The organism is Streptomyces sp. CBMA291 (assembly GCF_014596525.1).
Classification (GTDB): Bacteria; Actinomycetota; Actinomycetes; order Streptomycetales; family Streptomycetaceae; genus Streptomyces.
The window spans coordinates 54,695-75,115 of sequence record NZ_MSJP01000031.1; the positions used below are offsets into that span (position 1 = coordinate 54,695).

18 protein-coding genes and 1 riboswitch are annotated in these 20,421 nt (G+C 74.2%); of the genes, 8 read left to right on the forward strand and 10 right to left on the reverse strand.

All coding sequences use genetic code 11. From position 1 onward, the window contains the following. Window positions 1–5: 5 nt before the first annotated feature. Entirely contained in the window at window positions 6–206 is a 201-nt protein-coding gene (gene thiS, locus BU197_RS08645; RefSeq protein ID WP_188267640.1) for a sulfur carrier protein ThiS, read from the reverse strand. Then, window positions 203–1,366, reverse strand: coding sequence for a glycine oxidase ThiO (gene thiO, locus BU197_RS08650; RefSeq protein ID WP_188267641.1), 1,164 nt, complete (start codon window positions 1,364–1,366; stop codon window positions 203–205). The genes thiS and thiO overlap by 4 nt, the downstream gene beginning before the upstream one ends. Then, a riboswitch (TPP riboswitch) is annotated at window positions 1,364–1,477 on the reverse strand. Its footprint overlaps the gene before it by 3 nt. A gap of 619 nt (window positions 1,478–2,096) precedes the next feature. On the opposite strand from thiO, the gene BU197_RS08655 reads away from it, so the two are divergent. The 5 genes from BU197_RS08655 (at window position 2,097) to BU197_RS08675 (ending at window position 6,522) form a co-directional block, all read left to right on the forward strand. Continuing rightward, window positions 2,097–3,311, forward strand: a complete 1,215-nt coding sequence (locus tag BU197_RS08655; protein ID WP_188267642.1) for an NAD(P)/FAD-dependent oxidoreductase — start codon at window positions 2,097–2,099, stop codon at window positions 3,309–3,311. Window positions 3,312–3,354: 43 nt separating this feature from the next. Further along, window positions 3,355–3,720, forward strand: coding sequence for an Rv2175c family DNA-binding protein (locus BU197_RS08660; protein ID WP_188267643.1), 366 nt, complete (start codon window positions 3,355–3,357; stop codon window positions 3,718–3,720). Window positions 3,721–3,816: 96 nt separating this feature from the next. Then, window positions 3,817–4,488 carry a thiamine phosphate synthase gene (gene thiE / locus BU197_RS08665; protein WP_188267644.1) on the forward strand — a complete coding sequence of 224 codons (672 nt, stop codon included), beginning with the start codon at window positions 3,817–3,819 and terminating at the stop codon, window positions 4,486–4,488. Window positions 4,489–4,696: 208 nt separating this feature from the next. Continuing rightward, window positions 4,697–5,614, forward strand: coding sequence for a methylenetetrahydrofolate reductase [NAD(P)H] (metF, locus tag BU197_RS08670; RefSeq protein ID WP_188267645.1), 918 nt, complete (start codon window positions 4,697–4,699; stop codon window positions 5,612–5,614). 53 nt (window positions 5,615–5,667) lie between these two features. Beyond that, the gene (locus BU197_RS08675) at window positions 5,668–6,522 is read left to right on the forward strand and encodes a hypothetical protein (protein WP_188267646.1); all 855 of its coding nucleotides are present in this window, start codon (window positions 5,668–5,670) and stop codon (window positions 6,520–6,522) included. Window positions 6,523–6,625: 103 nt separating this feature from the next. Here the strand turns inward: BU197_RS08675 and BU197_RS08680 are convergent, their stop codons facing one another. From BU197_RS08680 to BU197_RS08700, 5 genes are all read right to left on the reverse strand, one after another. Then, window positions 6,626–8,047 (reverse strand): phytoene desaturase family protein, encoded by a 1,422-nt coding sequence (locus BU197_RS08680; protein WP_188267647.1) that lies wholly within the window; start codon window positions 8,045–8,047, stop codon window positions 6,626–6,628. Window positions 8,048–8,090: 43 nt separating this feature from the next. Then, entirely contained in the window at window positions 8,091–8,738 is a 648-nt protein-coding gene (locus tag BU197_RS08685) for a DUF4126 domain-containing protein (RefSeq protein WP_188267648.1), read from the reverse strand. 431 nt (window positions 8,739–9,169) lie between these two features. Further along, window positions 9,170–9,778, reverse strand: a complete 609-nt coding sequence (locus BU197_RS08690) for a TetR/AcrR family transcriptional regulator (protein WP_188267649.1) — start codon at window positions 9,776–9,778, stop codon at window positions 9,170–9,172. Between the two features lie 43 nt (window positions 9,779–9,821). Next, window positions 9,822–11,981 carry a YhgE/Pip family protein gene (locus BU197_RS08695; RefSeq protein ID WP_188267650.1) on the reverse strand — a complete coding sequence of 720 codons (2,160 nt, stop codon included), beginning with the start codon at window positions 11,979–11,981 and terminating at the stop codon, window positions 9,822–9,824. Next, window positions 11,953–12,903, reverse strand: a complete 951-nt coding sequence (locus tag BU197_RS08700; RefSeq protein WP_188267651.1) for an ATP-binding cassette domain-containing protein — start codon at window positions 12,901–12,903, stop codon at window positions 11,953–11,955. The genes BU197_RS08695 and BU197_RS08700 overlap by 29 nt, the downstream gene beginning before the upstream one ends. 164 nt (window positions 12,904–13,067) lie before the next feature. Between BU197_RS08700 and BU197_RS08705 the strand changes: the two genes are divergently transcribed. From BU197_RS08705 to BU197_RS08715, 3 genes are all read left to right on the forward strand, one after another. Continuing rightward, entirely contained in the window at window positions 13,068–13,583 is a 516-nt protein-coding gene (locus BU197_RS08705) for an SAV_6107 family HEPN domain-containing protein (protein ID WP_188267652.1), read from the forward strand. Between the two features lie 67 nt (window positions 13,584–13,650). Next, window positions 13,651–14,439, forward strand: a complete 789-nt coding sequence (locus BU197_RS08710) for a class I SAM-dependent methyltransferase (protein WP_188267653.1) — start codon at window positions 13,651–13,653, stop codon at window positions 14,437–14,439. Between the two features lie 270 nt (window positions 14,440–14,709). Continuing rightward, window positions 14,710–15,117, forward strand: a complete 408-nt coding sequence (locus BU197_RS08715) for a DUF3040 domain-containing protein (RefSeq protein WP_188267654.1) — start codon at window positions 14,710–14,712, stop codon at window positions 15,115–15,117. A 471-nt stretch (window positions 15,118–15,588) separates the two neighbouring features. On the opposite strand, the gene BU197_RS08720 is transcribed toward BU197_RS08715, so the two are convergent. The 3 genes from BU197_RS08720 to BU197_RS08730 are packed head-to-tail and all read right to left on the reverse strand — an operon-like array spanning window position 15,589 to window position 20,368. Next, window positions 15,589–18,012: a DUF3488 and DUF4129 domain-containing transglutaminase family protein gene (locus BU197_RS08720; RefSeq protein ID WP_188267655.1), complete on the reverse strand. Its 2,424-nt coding sequence runs from the start codon at window positions 18,010–18,012 to the stop codon at window positions 15,589–15,591. Beyond that, window positions 18,009–19,355, reverse strand: coding sequence for a DUF58 domain-containing protein (locus BU197_RS08725; RefSeq protein ID WP_188267656.1), 1,347 nt, complete (start codon window positions 19,353–19,355; stop codon window positions 18,009–18,011). The genes BU197_RS08720 and BU197_RS08725 overlap by 4 nt, the downstream gene beginning before the upstream one ends. Further along, entirely contained in the window at window positions 19,355–20,368 is a 1,014-nt protein-coding gene (locus BU197_RS08730) for an AAA family ATPase (RefSeq protein WP_188267657.1), read from the reverse strand. Before BU197_RS08730 ends, BU197_RS08725 begins: the two co-directional genes overlap by 1 nt. Window positions 20,369–20,421: the final 53 nt, after the last annotated feature.

Here is a 20,421-nt window from a genome sequence, read left to right on the forward strand (position 1 = left end):
CGCGCTCAGCCCCCCTGCACGGCGGTCAGGACCTCGATCCGGTCGCCCTCGGCGAGCGGGGTGACGGCCCAGGCGCCACGCGGCACCACCGTCTCGTTGAGGGCGGCGGCGACCCCGGAGGGGGCCGTGGTGAGGGTGGCGACGAGGGCGTCGAGGGAGAGCGGTCCGGGGACCTCGCGGGCCTCTCCGTTCACGGACACGATCATGCGGGCTGCTCCTGTCGTACGGGAGGGGCGGGGGAGAAACGGCGGGGGGTGAAGGGGCGCGCCTCGTCGGGGAGGGCGCCGGTGACGAGCGCCTCGGCCATGACGTCGCCGGTGACGGGGGTCAGCAGGACCCCGTTGCGGTAGTGGCCGGTGGCCAGGTGCAGTCCGGGCAGGGCGGTGGGGCCGAGCAGGGGGGCGTTGTCGGGGGAGCCGGGGCGCAGTCCGGCCAGGGTCTCGGTGAGGGGCAGTTCGGTGATGCCGGGGACGAGTTCATGCGCGTCACGCAGCAGCTCGTACACCCCTCCGGCGGTCACCGTGGTGTCCCAGCCGAGTTCCTCGCTGGTGGCGCCGACGACGAGTTCGCCGTTCTCTCGGGGCACCAGATAGACGTGGCTGCCCCGGACGACGGCCCGGACGGTCCGGGACAGGAAGGGGGCGTACGCGGGAGGCACCCGCAACCGCAGGACCTGGCCCTTCACCGGGCGGACCGGGGGGAGGACCTCGTCGGGTACGCCCGCGAGGCGTCCGCTGAGGCTGCCGGCGGCGAGCACGACCTGGTCGGCGGCGACCGTCCGGCCGTCGGCGAGTTCGGCGCCGCGCGCCCGGTCGCCGGTGACGGTCAGCCGCCGGGCGAGGGTGCGGTGGAAGGCCACCCCGGCGCGTTCGCAGGCGAGGAGGAGGGCGGTGGCGAGCCTGCGGGGGTCGATCTGGTGGTCGCCGTCGACCCGCAGTCCGCCGCGCACGCCGGGCGCGAGCATCGGTTCGAGGCGGCGGCACTCGCGTCCGCTGAGCCAGTCGGACGAGAGCCCGCAGCGGGTCTGGAGGGCGTGCAGTTCGCGCAGATGGGCCCGGTCGTCGGCGTCGAGGGCGACGGCGAGGGTGCCGCAGGCGCGGTAGCCGACGTCGTGCCCGGTGGCCTCCTCCAGGTCGGCGACGAAGGCGGGATAGCGCGCGGCGGAGGCGAGGGAGAGGCCGAGCAGGGTCTCCTCGCCGTAGTGGAGTTCGGTGACGGCGGCGAGCATCCCGGCGGCGACCCGGGCGGCGCCGCCGCCGGGCTCCGGGTCGACGACGGCGGTGCGCAGTCCCCGCCGCGCGGCCCGCCAGGCCGTGACCAGGCCGATGATGCCGCCCCCGACCACGAGGACATCGGAAGAACGCATGGGCGTCCAGCCCCTCCCTTCGCCGGCATGACCCGGATCAGGTTCGTACGGTCGGAGGCCGTCCCAGCCTCCCTCTCAGCCCGGTACGTCCGGGCTCCCGCGAGTGCTTTACGGCGCCAGACTAGCCCGCGCCACCGGGCGGCCACAGCCCCCGCCCCGGCCCTTGCCGCCCGGACGGCCACGGATGCCGTCCTGACCTCGCCGTGCGGGCGGCCACGGTTTCCGCCCTGGCCCCGCCGTACGGGCGGCCACAGCCCCCCCCTGGCCGGGCCCTGCCGTCTGGATAGTCACAGTCCCCGTCCTGGCTTCGCCGTACTGTCGGTCATGGGTCCTGTCCTGGTCCTGCCGTCCGGACGGCCACAGCCCCCGCCGCGCTGACAGCCATGCATGCCGTCCCGCTCCTGCCGTGCGGATGCCACACATCCCGGCCAGGCCCCGCCCCCCCCGGACGGCCACAGCCCCCGGCCGGAGGCCCCGCCGCGCTGACAGCCATGCATGCCGTCCCGCTCCTGCCGTGCGGATGCCACACATCCCGGCCAGGCCCCGCCGCCCGGATGGCCACAGCCCCCGGCCAGAGGCCCCGCCGCCGGGACAGCCACGCATCCCGTCCCGGCCTCACCGCCCCGCCGGTCGCAGTCCCCGCCCTGGCCCTGCCCTCCCGGCGGCCCCGGCCCACTCCCGCCCCCGCCCCCGCCATCCTGACGAGGCGTCAGATGCGTAAGGTGGACGGGTGAGCGAGCAGAAGCAGGATCAGCAGCACGTCGTGATCGTCGGCGCCGGAATGGCGGGCGTCCAGACCGCCGTCGCCCTGCGCGAGCAGGGCTTCACCGGCCCCGTGACCCTCATCGGGGCCGAACCCCACCAGCCCTACGACCGGCCCCCGCTCTCCAAGGCGATCCTCCTCGGCAAGGCCGAGCACTCCGCCTTCGACGTCGACTTCGAGGCCCTCGGCGTCACCCTCCGCCTCGGCCTCGACGTCACCGCGCTGCGCCCCGGGGACCACGAGATCGACACCGAGGCGGGGCCCGTCGGCTACGACGTCCTCGTCGTCGCCACCGGTGCCCACCCCGTCACCCTGCCCGGCACCGAGGGCGTCCCCGGCGTCCATCTGCTGCGGACCCTCGACGACGCCGTCCGCCTCGGACCCGTCCTCGGAGCCCGCCGTGACGTCGTGGTCGTCGGCGCGGGCTGGATCGGCGCCGAGTTCGCCACCGCCGCCCGCGAGGCGGGCTGTGCCGTCACCGTCGTCGAGGCCGCCGACCGCCCCCTCGCGGGCGCGCTGCCCGCCGAGGTCACCACCCCCATGGCCGAGTGGTACGGCGCCAGTGGCGCCGAACTCCTCCTCCACGCGCGCGTGGACCGCGTCGAACCCGGCCGGGTCGTCCTCGCCGACGGCCGCGTCCTGCCCGCCGACGCCGTCGTCGTCGGCATCGGCGCCCGCCCCGCCACCGGCTGGCTCGCCGGTTCCAGTATCGCCCTCGACCCCGACGGCGCCGTCACCGCCGACGACCGGCTGCGCACCTCCCTGCCCGACGTGTACGCCGTCGGCGACTGCGCCTCCTTCCCCTCCGCCCGCTACGGCGAGCGCCTCCTCGTCCACCACTGGGACAACGCCCTCCAGGGCCCCCGCACCGTCGCCGCCGCGATCACCGGCACCGATCCGGGACCGTACGACCCCGTCCCGTACTTCTGGTCCGAGCAGTTCGGGCGCTTCGTCCAGTACGCCGGTCACCACGCCCACGCCGACGAACTGCTCTGGCGCGGCGACCCGGCCGACCCGGCCTGGTCCGTGCTCTGGCTGCGCGCCGGGGTCCCTGTCGCCCTCCTCGCCGTCGGACGCCCCCGCGACCTCGCCCAGGGCCGCAGGCTCGTCGAGGCCGCCACCCCGCTCGATCCCGCCCGCGCGGCCGACCCGGCCGTCCCCCTGAAGGCGGCGGTCAGGTAGGGCCCGACTACCGGCTGTCAGTCCGGGATGGCAGGCTTGTCCCGTGACCGAGATTGACGTAAAGATCGATGCGCTCGTCCCCGCCTGGCTCTACGTGCCCGATATCGCGGAGATGTTCGACGTCGAGGTGACGCGCGTACGGCAGCTGATCAAGGAAGGCCAGCTCATCGCCGTACGCCGTGGCGAGAACAATGCCCTTCAGATCCCCGCCGCTTTCATCCAGGGCGACCGGATCGTCAAGGGACTCGTCGGCACCCTGACGCTCCTGCGGGACGACGGCTTCACCGACGAGGAAATGCTGGAGTGGCTCTTCACTCCGGACGAGAGCCTGCCCGGCACGCCCGTGCAGGCCCTCGGCGAGAACCGCGGCACGGAGGTGAAGCGCCGGGCCCAGGCGCTCGCCGTCTGACCCGGCACCGAAGACACCACCAGCGGGTGTCGCGGCGCCCGGCCCCACCGAGGGCCGGGCGCCGCGCCCCCGCGCCACCGACGGGGGGACCCATCCATGCCCACGCCTCGTGAGCAGCTCGCCGACGCCCGGCTCTATCTGTGCACCGACGCCCGGAAGCGCCAGGGCGACCTGCCCGCCTTCCTCGACGCGGTGCTCTCCTCAGGCGTCGACATCGTCCAGCTCCGCGACAAGGGCATGGAGGCGGGCGAGGAGCTGGAGCACCTCGCCGTCCTCGCCGACGCCGTCCGCCGCCACGGCAGGCTCCTCGCCGTCAACGACCGGGCCGACGTCGCCCACGCCATCGGCTCCGACGTGCTCCACCTCGGCCAGGGCGACCTGCCCGTGCCCGCCGCCCGCGCGATCCTCGGCGACCGGGTCCTGATCGGCCGCTCCTGCCACGCCGAGGACGAGGTGGCGGCCGCCGCCGCCGAGCCGGGCGTCGACTACTTCTGCACCGGCCCCTGCTGGCCCACCCCCACCAAGCCCGGCCGGTACGCGCCGGGACTCGGCCTCGTGCGGTACGCGGCGGGGCTGGCCCAGGACCGGCCCTGGTTCGCCATCGGCGGCATCGACGCGAACAATCTCGACGAGGTCCTGGACGCGGGCGCCCGCCGGATCGTCGTCGTCCGCGCGATCACCGAGGCCGAGGACCCGGCCGCCGCCACCGCCGCCCTCGCCCGCCGGATCAGGGAGCGCACCCCGCACCCGGCCCCGACCGGAAGCTGACCGGCCCGCCCCGCCCCGGCTCCGGCCGACCAGCCGACCTGCACCCGGCCCCCGCCGGAAGCCTGACCCGCCAAGCCCCCGCCGGGACCGCGCGCACCACGGCCCGCCCCCTGGCGGACACCCGCGCGACACGCCCGAGTGTCCAAAAACATGTCCATCTGTCGGACGTGGTGTACGCCGCCCGCCGGACCCCGTCTAACCTGCCCGTATGGCCCTTGGTACCGCTTCCGTCCGATCGGACCGTGCCCGCACGGTCCGCGAGATCCTCGCTTCCGGTGGCACGTCGTACTCCTTCGAGTTCTTCGCGCCGCGGACCGAGAAGGGCGAGCAGGTCCTCTGGAACACGATGCGCCGGGTCGAGGCGGTCGGCCCCAGCTTCGTCTCCGTGACCTACGGAGCCGGCGGCTCCACCCGCGGCGGCACCGTGAAGGCGACCCAGAAGATCGCCTCGGACAGCACGCTCACCCCGGTCGCCCACCTCACCGCCGTCGACCACTCCGTCGCCGAGCTGCGCAACATCCTGGGCCAGTACGCCGACGCGGGCATCCGCAACATGCTCGCCGTCCGCGGCGACCCGCCCGGCGATCCGCTGGGCGAGTGGGTCGAGCACCCCGAGGGCGTCCGCTACGCGGCCGATCTCGTACGGCTCATCAAGGAGTCGGGAGACTTCTGCGTCGGCGTCGCCGCCTTCCCCGAGATGCACCCCCGCTCCACCGACTGGGACACCGACATCCGGCACTTCGTGGCCAAGTGCCGCGCGGGCGCGGACTACGCCATCACCCAGATGTTCTTCGACCCGGAGAACTATCTGCGCCTGCGCGACAGCGTCGCCAAGGCGGGCTGCGAGACCCCGATCATCCCCGAGGTCATGCCCGTCGTGAACGTGAAGACCCTCGACCGGCTCCCCCAGTTGAGCAACGCGCACTTCCCCGCGGACGTGAAAGAGCGGATCCTCGCCGTCAAGGACGATCCCGCCGCTGTACGCTCCATCGGTATCGAGTTCGCGACGGAGTTCTGCGCGCGGCTGCTCTCCGAGGGTGTCCCCGGACTGCACTTCATCACGCTGAACAGCTCCACCGCGACACTGGAGATCTACGAGAATCTCGGACTGCACCAGCAGTCGTGACCGGTCGTACCCGCCCCGACCCGCGGCGGTGACCGTGAGAGGGGCGGCGGGGCATGGGGTGGACGGTCCTCTACATCGCGTTCGGCGTGGTCGCGCTGTGGCTGCTGGGGGAGGTGCTCCTCCAGTACAAGGCACGACTGCGCTGGCGAGTTCTCGCCTTCTGCGGCTTCCTCGGCGTCGTCCTCGGCGTGCTGCTCCCCTCGATCCTGGTCATCATCGTCGGCGCGATCGCCTTCGCCGTCGGCCAGACCTATGTGACGCTCTCCTTCCGCCGGGGCTTCTCCACCGGCTGGGCGATCGGCGGCAGCCCCGGCGCGAGCCGCCGCCGCAAGGCCGGCCGCCCCGCCCGCGGCGGCCCCACCCTGGAGGTCACCGAGGTCTCCTACGACGCCGCGGACACCCCGTACGAGACCGGTGACGGAACCCCCGCACCGGTCGCCGCCGAGACCACCGCGGTCTACGAGCCCCTGCCGATGCCCGACGAGACGGGCCAGTACGGCGTCTACGGCGGCCACCCCCAGGCCCACACCCAGCCCCACCCGCAGGCCCACCTCCAGGACCCCGCGCCCGGCCACGAGACCGGCACCGAGGCCCCCACGGGATACGAGACCCCGGCCTACGACCCCTACGCCCCGGGCTACGACCAGCAGCAGCCCGTCTACGGCTACGACACCACCGGCCCCCAGCAGTACGCCGCCTACTCGGACCCGTACATCGGCACGAGCCCGGACGCCCAGTCGTACGAGAACTACTACGGCGACCCGTACGCCCCCTCGTACACCTACGACACGCCGCCCGGCGGCGTCTGGGTCCCGCAGCAGCGCGACACCGAACAGGCCCCTCAGCAGCAGACCCCCCAGCCCTACGGCCAGGGCCCGCACCCGGACGACCAGCAGTACCGGTACTGACCCGTTCTGATCGGTGCCGAGTATCGGAACCGACTGGAACCGACCAGAACTGACCGGTATGGAGCGGAGGCCGGGGATCACCCGGCCCCCGCCCCCCGGCGCCTCACCGAGAGCCGCGGAAGTCCGCGCCCTCCACGATCAGCCCCGCCACGAGCGCCCCCGACATCCCCGCGTGGGCCAGCCCGCCCCCCGGGTGGGACCAGCCGCCCGCGAACCAGAGCCCCGGCAGCGGCGCACGGTTGTCGGCGGGCAGCAGCAGCCCCCGCGCCCCCGCGAGCGCGGGCCCCGGCACCTCGGCGGCGCCGGTCTCCCGCCGTACGTCCTCCGGAGTGCGCACCCGTCGCCACAGCAGCCGCTCCGCGAGCCCGGGGACCGCCTCCCCGGCCGCCTCCACCATCCGGTCGGCGATCGCCTCCGCGTCCGGCGCGGGCAGCCGGACGGTCGCCGTGACCGTCACCGACTCGTGCTCCGCGTCCGGTCGCAGCGCCGGATCGTCCGGGCGCAGCACCGTCACCGTCGGCCGCTCCCCGGCCGCGTGCACGACCGTGCGGTGCGCCGCCGACGCCTCCCGGGGGCCGCGCAGGGCCAGACACACCGTCACCCGGCCCGTCCCCACCGTCTGATGACGCGGCGGCTCGCCACCCGCGAGGACCCCGTCCCGGTGGAGCGCGGGCACCGGTGCCCCCGCCACCACATGATCGGCCTCGACCGTGGCGCCCCCGGCGAGCCGGACGCCCGCCGCCCGCCCGTCCCGCTCCAGGACCTCCTCGACGGGCGAGTCGAACACGAACTCCACCCGCCGCTTCCGGCACCGCTCGTACACCGCGTCGGCCAGCGCCCGCAGCCCCCCGGCCACGTACCAGCTGCCGAAGGTCTGCTCCATGTACGGCAGGACGGCCGCCGCCGCCGGGGCGGTGACCGGGTCGAAGCCGTAGCTCCACGCGTACCCGTCGAGCAGCGCCGCCAGCCGGGGATCGCGCAGCTCCCGCTCCCCGATCCGGGCGAGCGTCGTCGTCGGGCGCCGCAGGAACCCCGCCTTCGGCGCCGGATACGGGTCGGCGGGCGGCGCCCCCGGCTCCCTCGGCTGCGGCTCTTCGAGCAGCGGACGGCGGGTGCGGTCCCAGGCCTCGCGGGCCCGTACCAGGAAGGCGCCCCAGCGCTCTCCCGCGCCCGCGCCGAGGGCCGCGTCCAGGGCGGCGACCGTACCGGCGCGGGAGGCGTTCGGCAGATCCACCCGGGTGCCGTCGGCGAAGACATGACGGCTCGCCGGATCGACCTGCGTCAGCGTGACGCACTCCTCCAGCGGCTCCTTGCCCGTCTTCACGAACAGGTCCCGGTAGACGGCGGGCAGATGCAGCAGCCCCGGCCCCGTGTCGAAGGCGAACCCGTCCCGCTCGTACCGGCCGACCGCCCCGCCGTACGTCCCGTTCCGCTCGTACACCGTCACCCGGTGGCCCGCCACGGCCAGTCGCGCCGCCGCCGCCATGGCGCCGAGTCCCGCGCCGATCACCACAATCCGTGCCATGCCGGCGAGCCTATCCGGCCCGCCGGGGGCGCGAACCGGCCGGTCAGAAGTGCTCGGAGCCATCCCCGGACGGCGGCCGGTCCCGGGCCCTGGCAGCCGCTCCGGCGAGCCGCCGCTCCTCGCTCCGCTGCGACCTGCGGCGCAGAAAACGACGGATCCGGCCCGCGAGGAAGACGAGTATCGCCAGACCGAGGGCGAGCAGCAGCCCCGCCGCCACCGCCGCCGCCACCGGGTGGAAGACCGCGAAGGTGACGAGCCCCGCCACCCCCAGATCCTCCGCCAGGCTCAGCACCACATTGGAGAACGGCTCGGGCGAGGTGTTGACCGCCATCCGCGTCCCCGCCTTGACCGCATGGCTCAACAGCGCCGTCGAACCGCCGATCGCCCCCGCCGCCAGCTCGGGGAGCGAGCCGCTCTGCCCGGCGAGCAGCGCCCCGACCACGGCCCCCGCGACCGGCCGGATCACCGTGTGGACGGCATCCCAGACCGAGTCGACGTACGGGATCTTGTCCGCCACCGCCTCGCACAGGAAGAGCACCCCGGCGACGACGAGGACATCGGTGCGCTGAAGGGAAGCGGGCACCTCGTCGGTCAGCCCGGTCACGCCGAAGACGCCGAAAAGCAGTACCACCGCGTACGCGTTGATCCCGCTCGCCCAGCCGCTGGTGAACACCAGGGGAAGTACCGCCATGCGGGCGATGGTAGCCAGCCCTGAGTATCCGTACCTAGAGGACGAGATGAGTAGGCGCGCGGATGGGCGAGGGAGGGCCCGGGGGAGAGAGTGGAGCCCACGGAAGGGGCGCGGCTCCGGAACCGCCGGCACGGGGCTGCGGAACGGGGCCGCGCACCTGCCGTCACGGGGGAGTGCCGGAAGGCCGGTGTCGTGGGGCTCGGGGGGATCGAGCCCCACGACACCGGCCTTCTCGGCGTTCCTGTACGGCCTCCCTGACGTTCCTGTACGGGCCTTCCCGGCGCTGCTGTAGGGGCTTCCGGCGCCGCTGTACGGGACCTCCCGGCCCGGACGCCGCTGTGCGGGCTTTCCCGACGCTGCCGTACGGGCTTTCCCGGAGGCTTCCGCGCAGGTGTCTCCCGACGTTGCTGTACGGGTTTTCTTTCCCGGTCTCAGCGCCCGCCGACCCGGCCGTGCAGGAGCCGGGAGAGGGCGGCGTGGACGTCGTCGAGGGAGCGTTCGCTCTGGAAGGCCTTCCAGTCCAGGGCCGCCACGAGCACCATCCCGACCAGCGCCGCCGCCGTCAGCTGGACGTCGATCTCCTCGTGCAGCTCCCCGGCCGCCACGCCCTCGCGCAGCACCCCTTCGACCACCGCCACGGCCTCCTGGCGGACCACCAGGAGGGTCGAGTTCCAGGCGCGGTTGGTGCGCCACAGCTCGGCCACGTACAGCTGGGTGAAGGCCGGGTAGCGGTCGATGAAGACGAGTCCGGCCCTGATCATGGCGTCCAGGGCCGCCACCCGGCTGCCGCCGCTCGCGGCGGTCTCCTCGGCCGCCGTCCGCAGGGAGGCGGTGAGCAGCGACACCCCGTGGCGCAGCAGCTCCTCGAAGAGTTCGGTCTTGCTCTTGAAGTTGTAGTAGACCGTGCCCTTGGCCACGCCCGCCCGCTCGGCGATCTCGTCGACGGTCGTCGCCGAGAAGCCCTGCTCCGCGATGAGGGTGACCGCCGCTTCGTAGAGCTTCGCGCGGGTGGCCTGGCGTCGGGTGCTGCTGCTGTCCATGGGCTCGATTCTCACAGGTGCCGCGGCTCCCACCGGCCGTGTCTCACAGGCTCAGCTCCGGGTGGAGCCGGTCGAGCGTCCACACCTGCCGCCTGCGGGCCGAGACGGCGGTCAGGGCGAGCGCGCCGAGCGTGAACGCGGTCAGGACCGCGCAGGCCTGCCAGACGGGCCCGAGCCCGCCGCCCGTGATCAGCCGGCGCAGCGCGTCGACCACGTAGCTCATCGGCAGGAAGGGATGGAGGACGTTGAAGAAGGCGGGGCTGGTCTGCACCGGGTACGTGCCGCCCGCCGAGGTCAGCTGGAGCATCAGGACGGCGAGCACCAGGATGCGGCCGGCCGCTCCGAAGCGGGCGTTGAGCCACTGGATGATCGCGGCGAAGCAGCAGGTGACCAGGGCGAGGAAGGCGGCGGTCCCGGCGGCCCTGGCCATCTGGAGCCCGAGGCCCCAGTGCAGCACCGACAGGAGCGCGGCGACCTGGAGGACACCGATGGCCGCCACCGGGAGCCACCCCGCGAGGGCGATCCGCAGGGCGGAGCCGCCCGCCGCGAGCGCACGCCGGTTCAACGGCTGGATGATCATGTAGGCGACCATGGCGCCGACCCAGAGGGAGAGCGGGATGAAGTACGGGGCGAACCCGGTGCCGTAGTTCGGGGCCTTGTGCAGCGACTGGGAGGCGAGCTTCACCGGATCGGCCATGACCTCGGTCCGCCGGTCGCGGTCCTGCTTGTCGTAGTCCGGGATCCGCCCCACGCCGTCGTGCAGCCCGCCCGCCAGCTCGCCCGAGCCGTCGGCGAGCTTGAACAGACCGCCGTCGAGGTCGCCCGCGCCCTTCTTCAGCTTGCCGACGCCGGTGTCCAGGTTCACCGAGCCCGTACGCGCGTCGCCGATGCCGGTGCCCAGCCGGTCCACGCCCGCCGCGACCTTCTTCGCGCCCGCGTTCAGCTCGTTGATCTTCCGGATGGCGCCGGCCACGTCCTCGTCGAGGTGCGGGGCGCGGGCGGCCAGCTCGTCCGCCTGCGTCTTCAGGGTGACGAGCCGGGTGTCCAGGGTCTTCAGGTCGCCGCCGCTCTCCTTGGTCAGCTCGTGCACGTCGTCGGCGACGAGGGCCACGTCGCCCGCCGTCACGGAGGCCTCCTTGAGGACTTCGCACATCTCGGCTTCGGGGGCCGGGTTCGCCGGGTTCCCGGGGTTCTCCGGGTTCGCCGGTTTCCCCGCGGTCCCGACGGCGCCCGGCTTCTCCGCGTTCGCCGTGCAGTGCTCGCGAAGGAGCGTGGCCAGACCGGTGTCGGCCTTGTGCGCGGCGGCGCGGACCGCGGGGGCGCGCCGGACCAGGTCGTCGAGGTCGTGGCGGACGGCGGTGGCGGAGTCGGAGACGAGCCGGGCCGTGTCCCGGACGGACCTGCCGTTGTTCGCGAGGTAGGGGCGGACCTTGTCGGCGGTGCCGTTGACCTTGTCGGCGAGTGCCTGGGTACCCGCGGCGACCTTGCGGGAACCGCTCTCCAGGTCCTTCGCGCCCTTGTCGAGCTTCTTCAGGCCAGCGACCAGGTCGCCGCTGCCGGTCTTGGCGTTCCTGAGCCCGTCGGAGAGGTCCTTGGAGCCCTTCTTCGCCTGGTCGACGCCGTCCTTGAGGTCGTCGGCACCCTTGGCCGCCTTCGCGGTGGCGTCGTGGATGTCGGAGAAGGAGACGAAGATCTTGTCGAGGAAGGTGCGGGAGGACTTGGTGGAGGCGGCAGTGCGGACCTCGGAGAAGACCGTCCGGGAGATCTGGCCGACGATGTAGTTGTTGGCGTCGTTGGTCCGCACCTGGAGGGCTCCGGTCTCCGGCGAGTCGCCGGAGTTGGAGGCGATCCGGGAGCTGAAGTCGCCGGGCATGGTCAGGGACAGGTAGTACCTGCCGCTCTCGACGCCCTCGCGCGCCTCGGCGTCGCTCACCCGGTGCCACTCGAAGGTGTCGCTCTCCAGGAGCCCCTTCGTGATCTCGTCACCGGCGTTGACCCGCTTGCCGTCGGCGGTGGCTCCCCGGTCCTCGTTGACGAGGGCGACGGGGATCCTGTCGAGCCTGCCGTACGGGTCCCAGAACGAGTACAGGTACAGGGCGCCGTACAGCAGCGGCAGCAGCAGGATCGCGACGAGCGCGGCGCGCGGCAGCCGCCCCCTGCCGAAGCGCCTCAGCTCAAGCGCGGCCAGTCTCGACGAACGCACCGGCCGCCCTCTCCTCGGTCGTGATCTCGGTCGTGGTCTCGGATGCGCCCTTGGACGTGGTTTCGGGGGTGTCCTTGGACGTGGTCTCGGGCGGGGTCCCGGGCGTGGTTTCGGGGGTGTCCTTGGACGTGGTCCCGGGCGTGCCCTCGGGCGGGGTCCCGGGCGTGATCTCAGGTGTGTCCTCGGGCGTGGTCTCGGGCCTGGTCCCGGTCGTGGTGATCCGCAGGGCGTCCTCGGGTGCCTCGCTGCACACGGCGAGGACGGTGGTGCCGGCGGCGGCCACCGAGCGCAGAACTTCCCAGGCCGTGGCCCGGTCGGCGTCCGAGAGCTTCAGGTCCGTGTCGTCGACGGCGAGCAGCCGGGGCCGGCCGATCAGGGCCAGGGCGAGCGAGAGCCGCAGCGCTTCGAGCCGCTCCAGATCCCGTACGCGGGTCCGCTCGCCCTTCGGCAACGCGGCCGGGTCGAGCCCGACGGCGGTCAGCGCCTCCTCGATCCGCTCCCTGGAGGTCGCGGCCCGTTCGCCGGGGCGGCCCAGCAGGGCCCGGAGGGAGCCGTCGTACCGGCGCTGGAGCAGGGCCCGCTCGCGCAGGTGCTCGGCGACGCTGAAGGCGGGATCGAGTTCGCTGACGCCGGGGACCTGCCCGAGCGCGCTGATCCGGCGCACCGCCGCCATCTTCCGGGGCAGCGGCAGACCACCGACCTCGGCGGTGCCCTCCCTGGCCTTCATCCGGCCGGTGAGCGCGAGCAGCAGACAGGTGCGGCCCGAGCCGGAGGGCCCCTCGATCGCCACCAGCGTCCCGGGAGCGGCCCGGAAGGACACCCCCCGGAACGCCCAGCCACGCGGTCCCTTCAGGCCGAAGCCGTCCGCGACGACGGCGGCGCCGTGCGGCTCCTCCCCGGCCTCCGTACGTGGGGACCCCATGGGTCCACCCCCCGTTCCCCTTTTTTGAACTGACTGGTCAGTGCAAAAAGTACCGCCGCCCCGAAGTTCAGGCAAAGCCCCAGGTCAGCGGGATTGTCAGTGGGGCGGTGCACGATGAACACATGCGGCCACCCGGCCGTCACGCGACGACAGGAGGACTCGTCATGGCAAGCCCTTCCGCAGCAGCCGCGCCCCACCGCCGCCCCGTGCCCGCACAGCCCGGACCCGCGTCCGACATCCACCCCGTCACACGCCGCGCCACCGCCCCGCCCGCCGCCCTCGACCTCCTCGCCAAGGCGACGGCCGGACTCGCCGAAGCCGCCACCCTCGACCGTCCCCACGAGCGGTACGCCGCCGCGCACCTCGCCGCGCTCCGGGCCGCCGCCGCCGTCCTCGCCGCCCGCGCCAGGCCCGAGCCCGCCCGCCGGGGCCGCCGGATTCGGAGCGCCTGGGAACTGCTCGCCGAGCTGGCGCCCGAGCTGACCGAGTGGAGCGCCCTCTTCGCCTCGGGCGCCGAGCGGCGGGCCCGCGCCGAGGCCGGGATACCGAGTGCGGCGACCCGGCGCGAGGCGGACGACCTGCTCAGGGACGCCGCGCTCTTCCTCCGCCTCGTCGAGCGGCTGCTCGCCCTCCACCCGGAGCCGCCCCGCCCGCGAGGGACGGGCCGGGACGGCGGTTGATCCGAAAGGAGGGGGTCAGGCCATAGGGTGGGGAGCGTCCGTACCCGTCACCGAGGAGTCAACAGCCGTGCCGGACCTTTCCCCCGCTTTCGGTCGAGAGGCGACATCGCGCCCGTCGCGCGCCTCCCTGCGTACCGCCGTCGTCTGGGACGTCCTCAAGGACGCCCTCGACCGCCGGGTCGAGGCCACCGGGAAAGCCGGGCTCGACGTCCTCGACACGGGCGGCGGCTCCGGGAACTTCGCGGTGCCGGTGGCCCGCCTCGGCCACCGGGTCACCGTCGTCGACCCCAGCCCCAACGCGCTCTTCGCGCTGGAGCGCCGGGCCGCCGAAGCCGGGGTCGCCGACCTCGTCACCGGCGTCCAGGGAGACATCAGCGGCCTCTTCGAGGTCGTCGGACGCGAGAGCTACGACACCGTGCTCTGCCACGGAGTCCTGGAGTACGTCGACGACCCCGTCGAAGGCGTGCGGAACGCCGCCGCGGCCCTCCGGCCCGGCGGCGGCCTCAGCCTGCTCGCGGCCGGACTCGGCGGCGCGGTCCTCGCCCGCGCCCTCGCCGGGCACTTCACCGAGGCGCGGCACGCCCTGGGCGACCCGGCGGGCCGCTGGGGCGAGGGCGACCCCGTGCCCCGCCGCTTCACCGCCGAACAGCTCACCGAGCTGGCCGACGGCGCCGGACTCGCGGTCGGCGCCGTGCACGGCGTGCGGGTCTTCGCCGACCTCGTCCCCGGCGTCCTGGTCGACACCGAGCCCGGCGCGGCGGAGGCCCTGCTCAAGCTGGAGGCCGCCGCCGCCGAGCTGCCGTCCTTCCACGCCATCGCCACCCAGCTGCACCTGCTGGGCCGCAAGCGGGCCTGAGCAGGACGCCACCCGATCGGCGGTGCGAGCCGTGGGCTCCATGGAGTACGGCACGGGCCGCCCGGTCAGGGGCCGGGCCCCGTATGATCGGGGGACAGCATCCGGCATGACGGGGAAGAGGCTGGGGAATCAAGGCCTCAGCAACCGATCCGCATGGCGGCCCGGACTGGCTATACGGCATTGAGGGCGGGTTTCACGGGGACGATTCCCTGCCTATCCTGAAAGGGCCGCAAACCGGTCGCCCCCGCGACCGACGACTAGGAGGACTCCGTGCCGCTCTCGGAGCACGAGCAGCGAATGCTCGAGCAGATGGAGCGAGCGCTGTACGCCGAAGATCCCAAGTTCGCGACAGCGCTCGAGGGAAGCGGACTGCGTACGTACACCCGGCGACGGGTCTACCAGGCAGTCGTCGGCTTCCTGGTGGGTATCGCGCTCCTCATGGCCGGAATGGTCGCACAGCAGATCTGGATCAGCGTGGTGGGATTCCTCGTCATGCTGGGCTGCGCGGTCCTGGCGGTCACCGGATGGCGCAAGGCGCCCAAGCCGGGGGAGCAGCAGCCCCACGGTGGGGGAATGGCGGCCGGAGGCCGCCGGACCCGGCAGCGACGCTCGATGATGAACCGCATCGAGGAGCGGTGGCAGCGCCGCCGCGACGAACAGCAGGGCGGCGGCCACTGACGGCCCCCTGAGCGGAGGCCCCGCATTTCTGAGGATTCCCAAGCCCGAGCCCCGTGCCACTCCGCGCCAGAACGCGGAATTGCACGGGGCTCGGTCGTGCGTGGGGCCTGGGTGTGCCCGGGGCTCCATCGCGCGCGCCTGGGGCACGTCGTGCACGGGAGGGGTGGGCGCCGGAGGCACGGGCGGAGAGGCCAAGACTGCCTGCGGCACCCCGGGCCGTGCCCTGCACTCCGGGCCGTGCCTTGCACCCCGGGCCGTGAGCGTCCCCAGCCGTCGAGCGTTCTCAGCCCGCTGGCGGTACTCGGGCCCCCTGGCGGCCCTCCGGCCCGCCTCCGGCACCGCTCGGCGGAGGCGCCCACAGCCCGCCCCTCCTCCGAGGGCGCTCCGGTCCGCCCCCCCACCGACGCCCCTCCAGCCCGTACCGCTCGGCAGGGGGCCGCTACCAGCCACCCCCCGCCGAGCGGTGTCCGCTCAGCCCGTCTCCCTCGGTGACCTGCGGAACACCCCCGCCACCCGGTCCGTCGCCGTCCGCCACCGGAGTGACCACGTGCGGGCCAGGGACACCCGGCGGGCCTCCGCCGACCAGCGCAGGCGGCGGGCCGAGCGGGGGGCGAGCAGGGCGCGCAGCCGGGTGCGGCGGTCGGCCGTGGCGTGGAAGCCCGCCCTGACCCGGGCGGCCTCCTCCACGAGGCCCGTGGCGGCGCCCGGCCGGGGCGCGTACAGGACCTCCTCCACGGCTCCCGCGACCCGGTGCACGGCCCGTGCCGACTCCTCGTCCAGCGCGCCGAGGCGGACGATCCGGTCCGCCGTGTTCCTCGGCGTCCGCGACTCGTCGGGCTCCACGCCGTGGTCCCAGGCGGTGTCGATGATCTCCCGCCAGACCGCGAGCGTCCGGGCAGCCGTCCCGGCCGGGCTCCGGTCTCCCGCCGGAGCGAGGCGACGGGCCCTGACCCGGGTCCGCCAGAACAGCGGACCCAAGGGGAGCGCGAGCACCACGAGCACGGCGAGGCCCACGAGGAGCACCGTCGACGGCTCGGGACCCGAGCCGTCCGAGGACGCCCCCGCCACCGCCGCGTCCGGCCCGCAGTCGCCCTGGCGGCGCATCTGCGGGGTGCAGCTCTCGGAGGCGCTCGGCGCGGCGGACGGCTGCGCCGAAGCGCTCTGCTGCGGCTGCGCGGGGCCGGTGGCCGAGCCCGAGGGCGTGTCGGGCCGGGTGTACGAGGGGGTGGAGCCCCGCGAGGGGGTCGGCTCGAAGCGGGTCCAGCCGACGCCCTCGAAGTACAGCTCGGGCCAGGCGTGCGCGTCCCGGATGCCGACCGAGACCGAGCCGTCGGTCTGGGGGGTGCCCGGGGTGAAGCCCACCGCCACCCGTGCCGGGATGCCCAGGGAGCGGGCCATCGCCGCCATGGAGAAGGAGAAGTGGACGCAGAAGCCCTCCTTGTCCTTCAGGAAGCGGGATATCGCCTGCACTCCGGTGCCGGACTCCACCTGCACGTCGTAGCGGAAGCCGCCGTCCCGGGCGAACCAGTCCTGGAGCCGCACGGCCCGCTCGTAGTCGTTGGCGGCGCCCTTGGTGACGTCGAGGGCGGTCGTCTTCACGTCCTGCGGCAGCGTCGGCGGCACCCGCGTGTACTCGCGGCGGATCCGCTCCGGGGCGGGCGGGGCCGTCGCGAGCCGCTCGGAGGTGGGCCGTACGTCGAGGCTGGTGACCTGGTAGCGGGCGCCCCGGGTGGTCTGCTTGTCGTCGCCGACGAGCATCCGGCCGGCCGGCTCGTACCGCCAGCGTCCGTCGATGCCGACCCGGGTCGCCGGGTACGGCATCGGCAGCCACTTCTGCTCGTACGCGTCGGCGGCGACGAAGTTCCCCGTCACCTCGGCGGTCTCGACGGACGGGTCGAGCCCCTCGGGGGAGGGCAGCCGCTCGGGCACGTCCTCGATGGGGCGGACCGAGGACTTCCAGGAAGTGCCGTCGAACTGGTCGAGCGCGACGAGCCGCAGATATCTGCCGGAGATGTCGGTGGCGTTGGTCCGGTAGCGCAGGACCTCGCGGTCCTCCGGCTGGCGCAGGTTGTTCTGGAGGGAGACCAGCGGGTTCACCGCCGAGATCGTGCCGCCCTTGCCGCCCGGGTCGCCCGCCCCGCCCTTCTCGCCGAACAGGCCGCCGCTGAAGCCGGGCAGCGCCAGCGGCACGACCAGCGCGACGCCCATGGCCACGACGCCGATCCGGCGCCCCGTGCGGGCCGGGGAGGAGGCCGTGCCGCCGCTCGCGACGGCCGAACCGGGCCGTCCGGAGCGGTGGGCCCCGCCGAAGACCCGGCCCCACGCGGCGAGCCGGTCACGGCTCTCGGCGAGGAGCAGCAGCAGATAGCCGGAGGCGGCGAGGAGGAACCAGAGCCAGCCCGCGCCGCCGCCGGAGAGCCCGGCGGCGACCGAGTACAGGGCGAGCAGCGGCAGACCGGCCGGGGCGGCCTTGCGGAAGGTGACCGCGAGGGCGTCCACCAGGAGCCCGATCGCGACGACCCCGCCGACCAGCAGGAGCCGGATGCCCTCGGTGTCGGGGGCGGGGGCCGCGTAGTGCCCGACGTCCGTGACGCCCGCCCGGAACAGCTCGACGGCGTGCGTCACGGCCTGCGGGCCGGGCAGGAAGCGCAGTACGGCCTGCTCCCCGGCGAAGACCGAGGTCAGCACCAGGAGCGCCACGGCCAGCTGGGCGAGGACGGTCAGCGGCCGGGCCAGCGGAACCCTTCTGGCCACCGCGCCCACCCCGCTGACCAGGGCGAGGACGAAGGCGGCGGTGAAGATCCAGGTCGCGGGCCTCACCAGCGGCAGCAGTGCTCCGGAACCCATCAGGGTGGCGGCCCAGGCGGCCAGGGTCAGCCGGGTGCGCCCGCTCATGTCCAGCCTCCAGGGGTGTCGGGGGCGGACTCGGCCCGGATTCCGGCCGCCGCCTGCCACAGGTCGGGGAGCCGGGCGCCGGGCGGTACGGCGATCGCCGTCCAGCCGGCCTCCCGGAGCTGCCGCACCCGCTTGTCCACGGCTCCGCTGACGGCGCCGGCGGTCAGCCAGGTCCCGGCGTCCAGGAGGAACGCGACGGCCCCGCCGCGGCCCCTGCTCCGGGCGAGGAGCGCGGCCTGTTCCTCGTCGAGATCGCCGAGGAAGGCGACGAGCAGCCCCCCGTTGTCGCCGCGCAGGGCGTCGGAGGCACGGGAGAGGCCGCCGCCCTCGGAGTGGTCGACGACCGCGAGGGTGTCCATCAGGAGCCCCGCCGACTCGGCCGGGTCGTGGGACCCGGCGAAGCCCTCGGAGCCCTCGCCGGGGACCGTGCTGCCGGTGTCGGTGACGAGCCGGACCGAGTAGCCCCGCTCCAGCATGTGGACCAGTGCGGAGGCGACGCCGGAGACCGCCCACTCGAAGGCGGAGTCGGGGCCCGCGCCCTGCCAGGCGATGCGGCGGGTGTCGAGGAGGACCGTGCAGCGGGCCCGCTGCGGCTGTTCCTCGCGGCGGACCATCAGCTCGCCGTAGCGGGCGGTGGAGCGCCAGTGCACCCGGCGCAGGTCGTCGCCGTGGCGGTAGGCGCGCGGGATGATGTCGTCGTCGCCCGCGAGGGCGAGGGCGCGCTGCTGCCCGTCGCCGTGGCCGGAGGCCTCGCCGGTGAGCTTCACCGGCGGCAGCGGCTCGCTCCTCGGCACCACGGTGAGGGTGTCGTACGCGCTGAAGGACCGGGTCAGCTCGCACATCCCGAAGGGGTCGCTGAGTCGTAGCTGGAGCGGCCCGAGCGGGAAGCGTCCGCGCAGGTCGGAGCGGACCCGGTAGGACACCTCGCGCCGCCCGCCGCCCTCGACCCGGTCGAGCACGAAGCGGGGCCGGGGCCCGAGCGTGTACGGCACGTGGTCCTGGAGCATGAGGAGGCCGGTGGGCAGTTTGGAGACGTTCTCCATCCGCAGCTGGACCCGGGCCTCCGAGGCGGCCTCGACCCGCTGCGGGGTGAGCCTTCGGGAGGTCGCGACCCGGTAGCGGGTGCGGTGCAGCACGAGGGCGCAGAGCAGCGGGAGCGAGGCGAGCAGCAGCCCGACGCGCAGCAGGTCGGCCTGGCCGAGGACGTACGCGCAGACGGCGGCGGCCACCCCGGCGGCGAGGAAGGAGCGGCCCCGGGTGGTGAGACCGCCGAGGGCGGTCCGCAGACCGCCCCGGTCGTCCTCCTCGCCCCGCTGGCCCTCCGGCACGGCGGAGGCTTCCATCACGGCCGCCGGGCGCCGGGCTGCGGGTGGATCGGGCCGGCGGGCGCCGCCGCGGCCGGGACGGGCGTGCGCTGGAGGATGTCCTGGACGACCTGCTCGGCGGTGCGCCGGTTGAGCTGGGCCTGCGCCGTCGGCAGGAGCCGGTGGGCGAGGACGGGCGCGGCGAGGGCCTGGAGGTCGTCGGGCAGCACGTACTCGCGGCCGCTGAGCGCGGCGGACGCCTTGGCGGCCCGCAGCAGATGCAGGGTCGCTCGCGGGGAGGCGCCGAGCCGCAGGTCGGGGTGGGCGCGGGTGGCGGCGACGAGGTCGACCGCGTACCGCCGGACGGCGTCGGCGACGTGCACCGCGCGCACCGCGTCGATCAGCTTCAGGATCTCGTGGGCGTGGGCGACCGGCTGGAGGTCGTCCAGGGGGGAGGCCGAGCCGTGCACGTCGAGCATCCGGAGTTCGGCGTCGGCGCTGGGGTAGCCGATGGAGACCCGGGCCATGAAGCGGTCGCGCTGGGCCTCGGGCAGCGGGTAGGTGCCCTCCATCTCGACCGGGTTCTGCGTGGCGACCACCATGAACGGGCTGGGCAGCTCGTACGTCTGGCCGTCGATGGTGACCTGGCGCTCCTCCATGGACTCCAGGAGCGCCGACTGGGTCTTCGGCGAGGCGCGGTTGATCTCGTCGCTGATGACGATCTGGGCGAAGATCGCGCCCGGCTTGAACTCGAAGTCCCGCCGCTGCTGGTCGAAGATCGACACGCCGGTGACGTCCGAGGGCAGCAGGTCGGGGGTGAACTGGATACGGCGCACGGAACAGTCGATGGACCGGGCCAGGGTCTTGGCGAGCATGGTCTTGCCGACGCCGGGGACATCCTCGATGAGGAGGTGCCCCTCGGCGAGCAGCACGGTCAGAGAAAGCCGTACGACCTCGGGCTTGCCCTCGATCACGCTCTCCACCGACCTGCGGACACGCTCGACGGTGGTGGTCAGATCAGTGAGGCTCGCTCGATCGTCATAGGTGGTCACCCCGGCCCTCCTCGGCCTTCCGGAACAGGGACACCTGCCCCCGTGGGATCTTC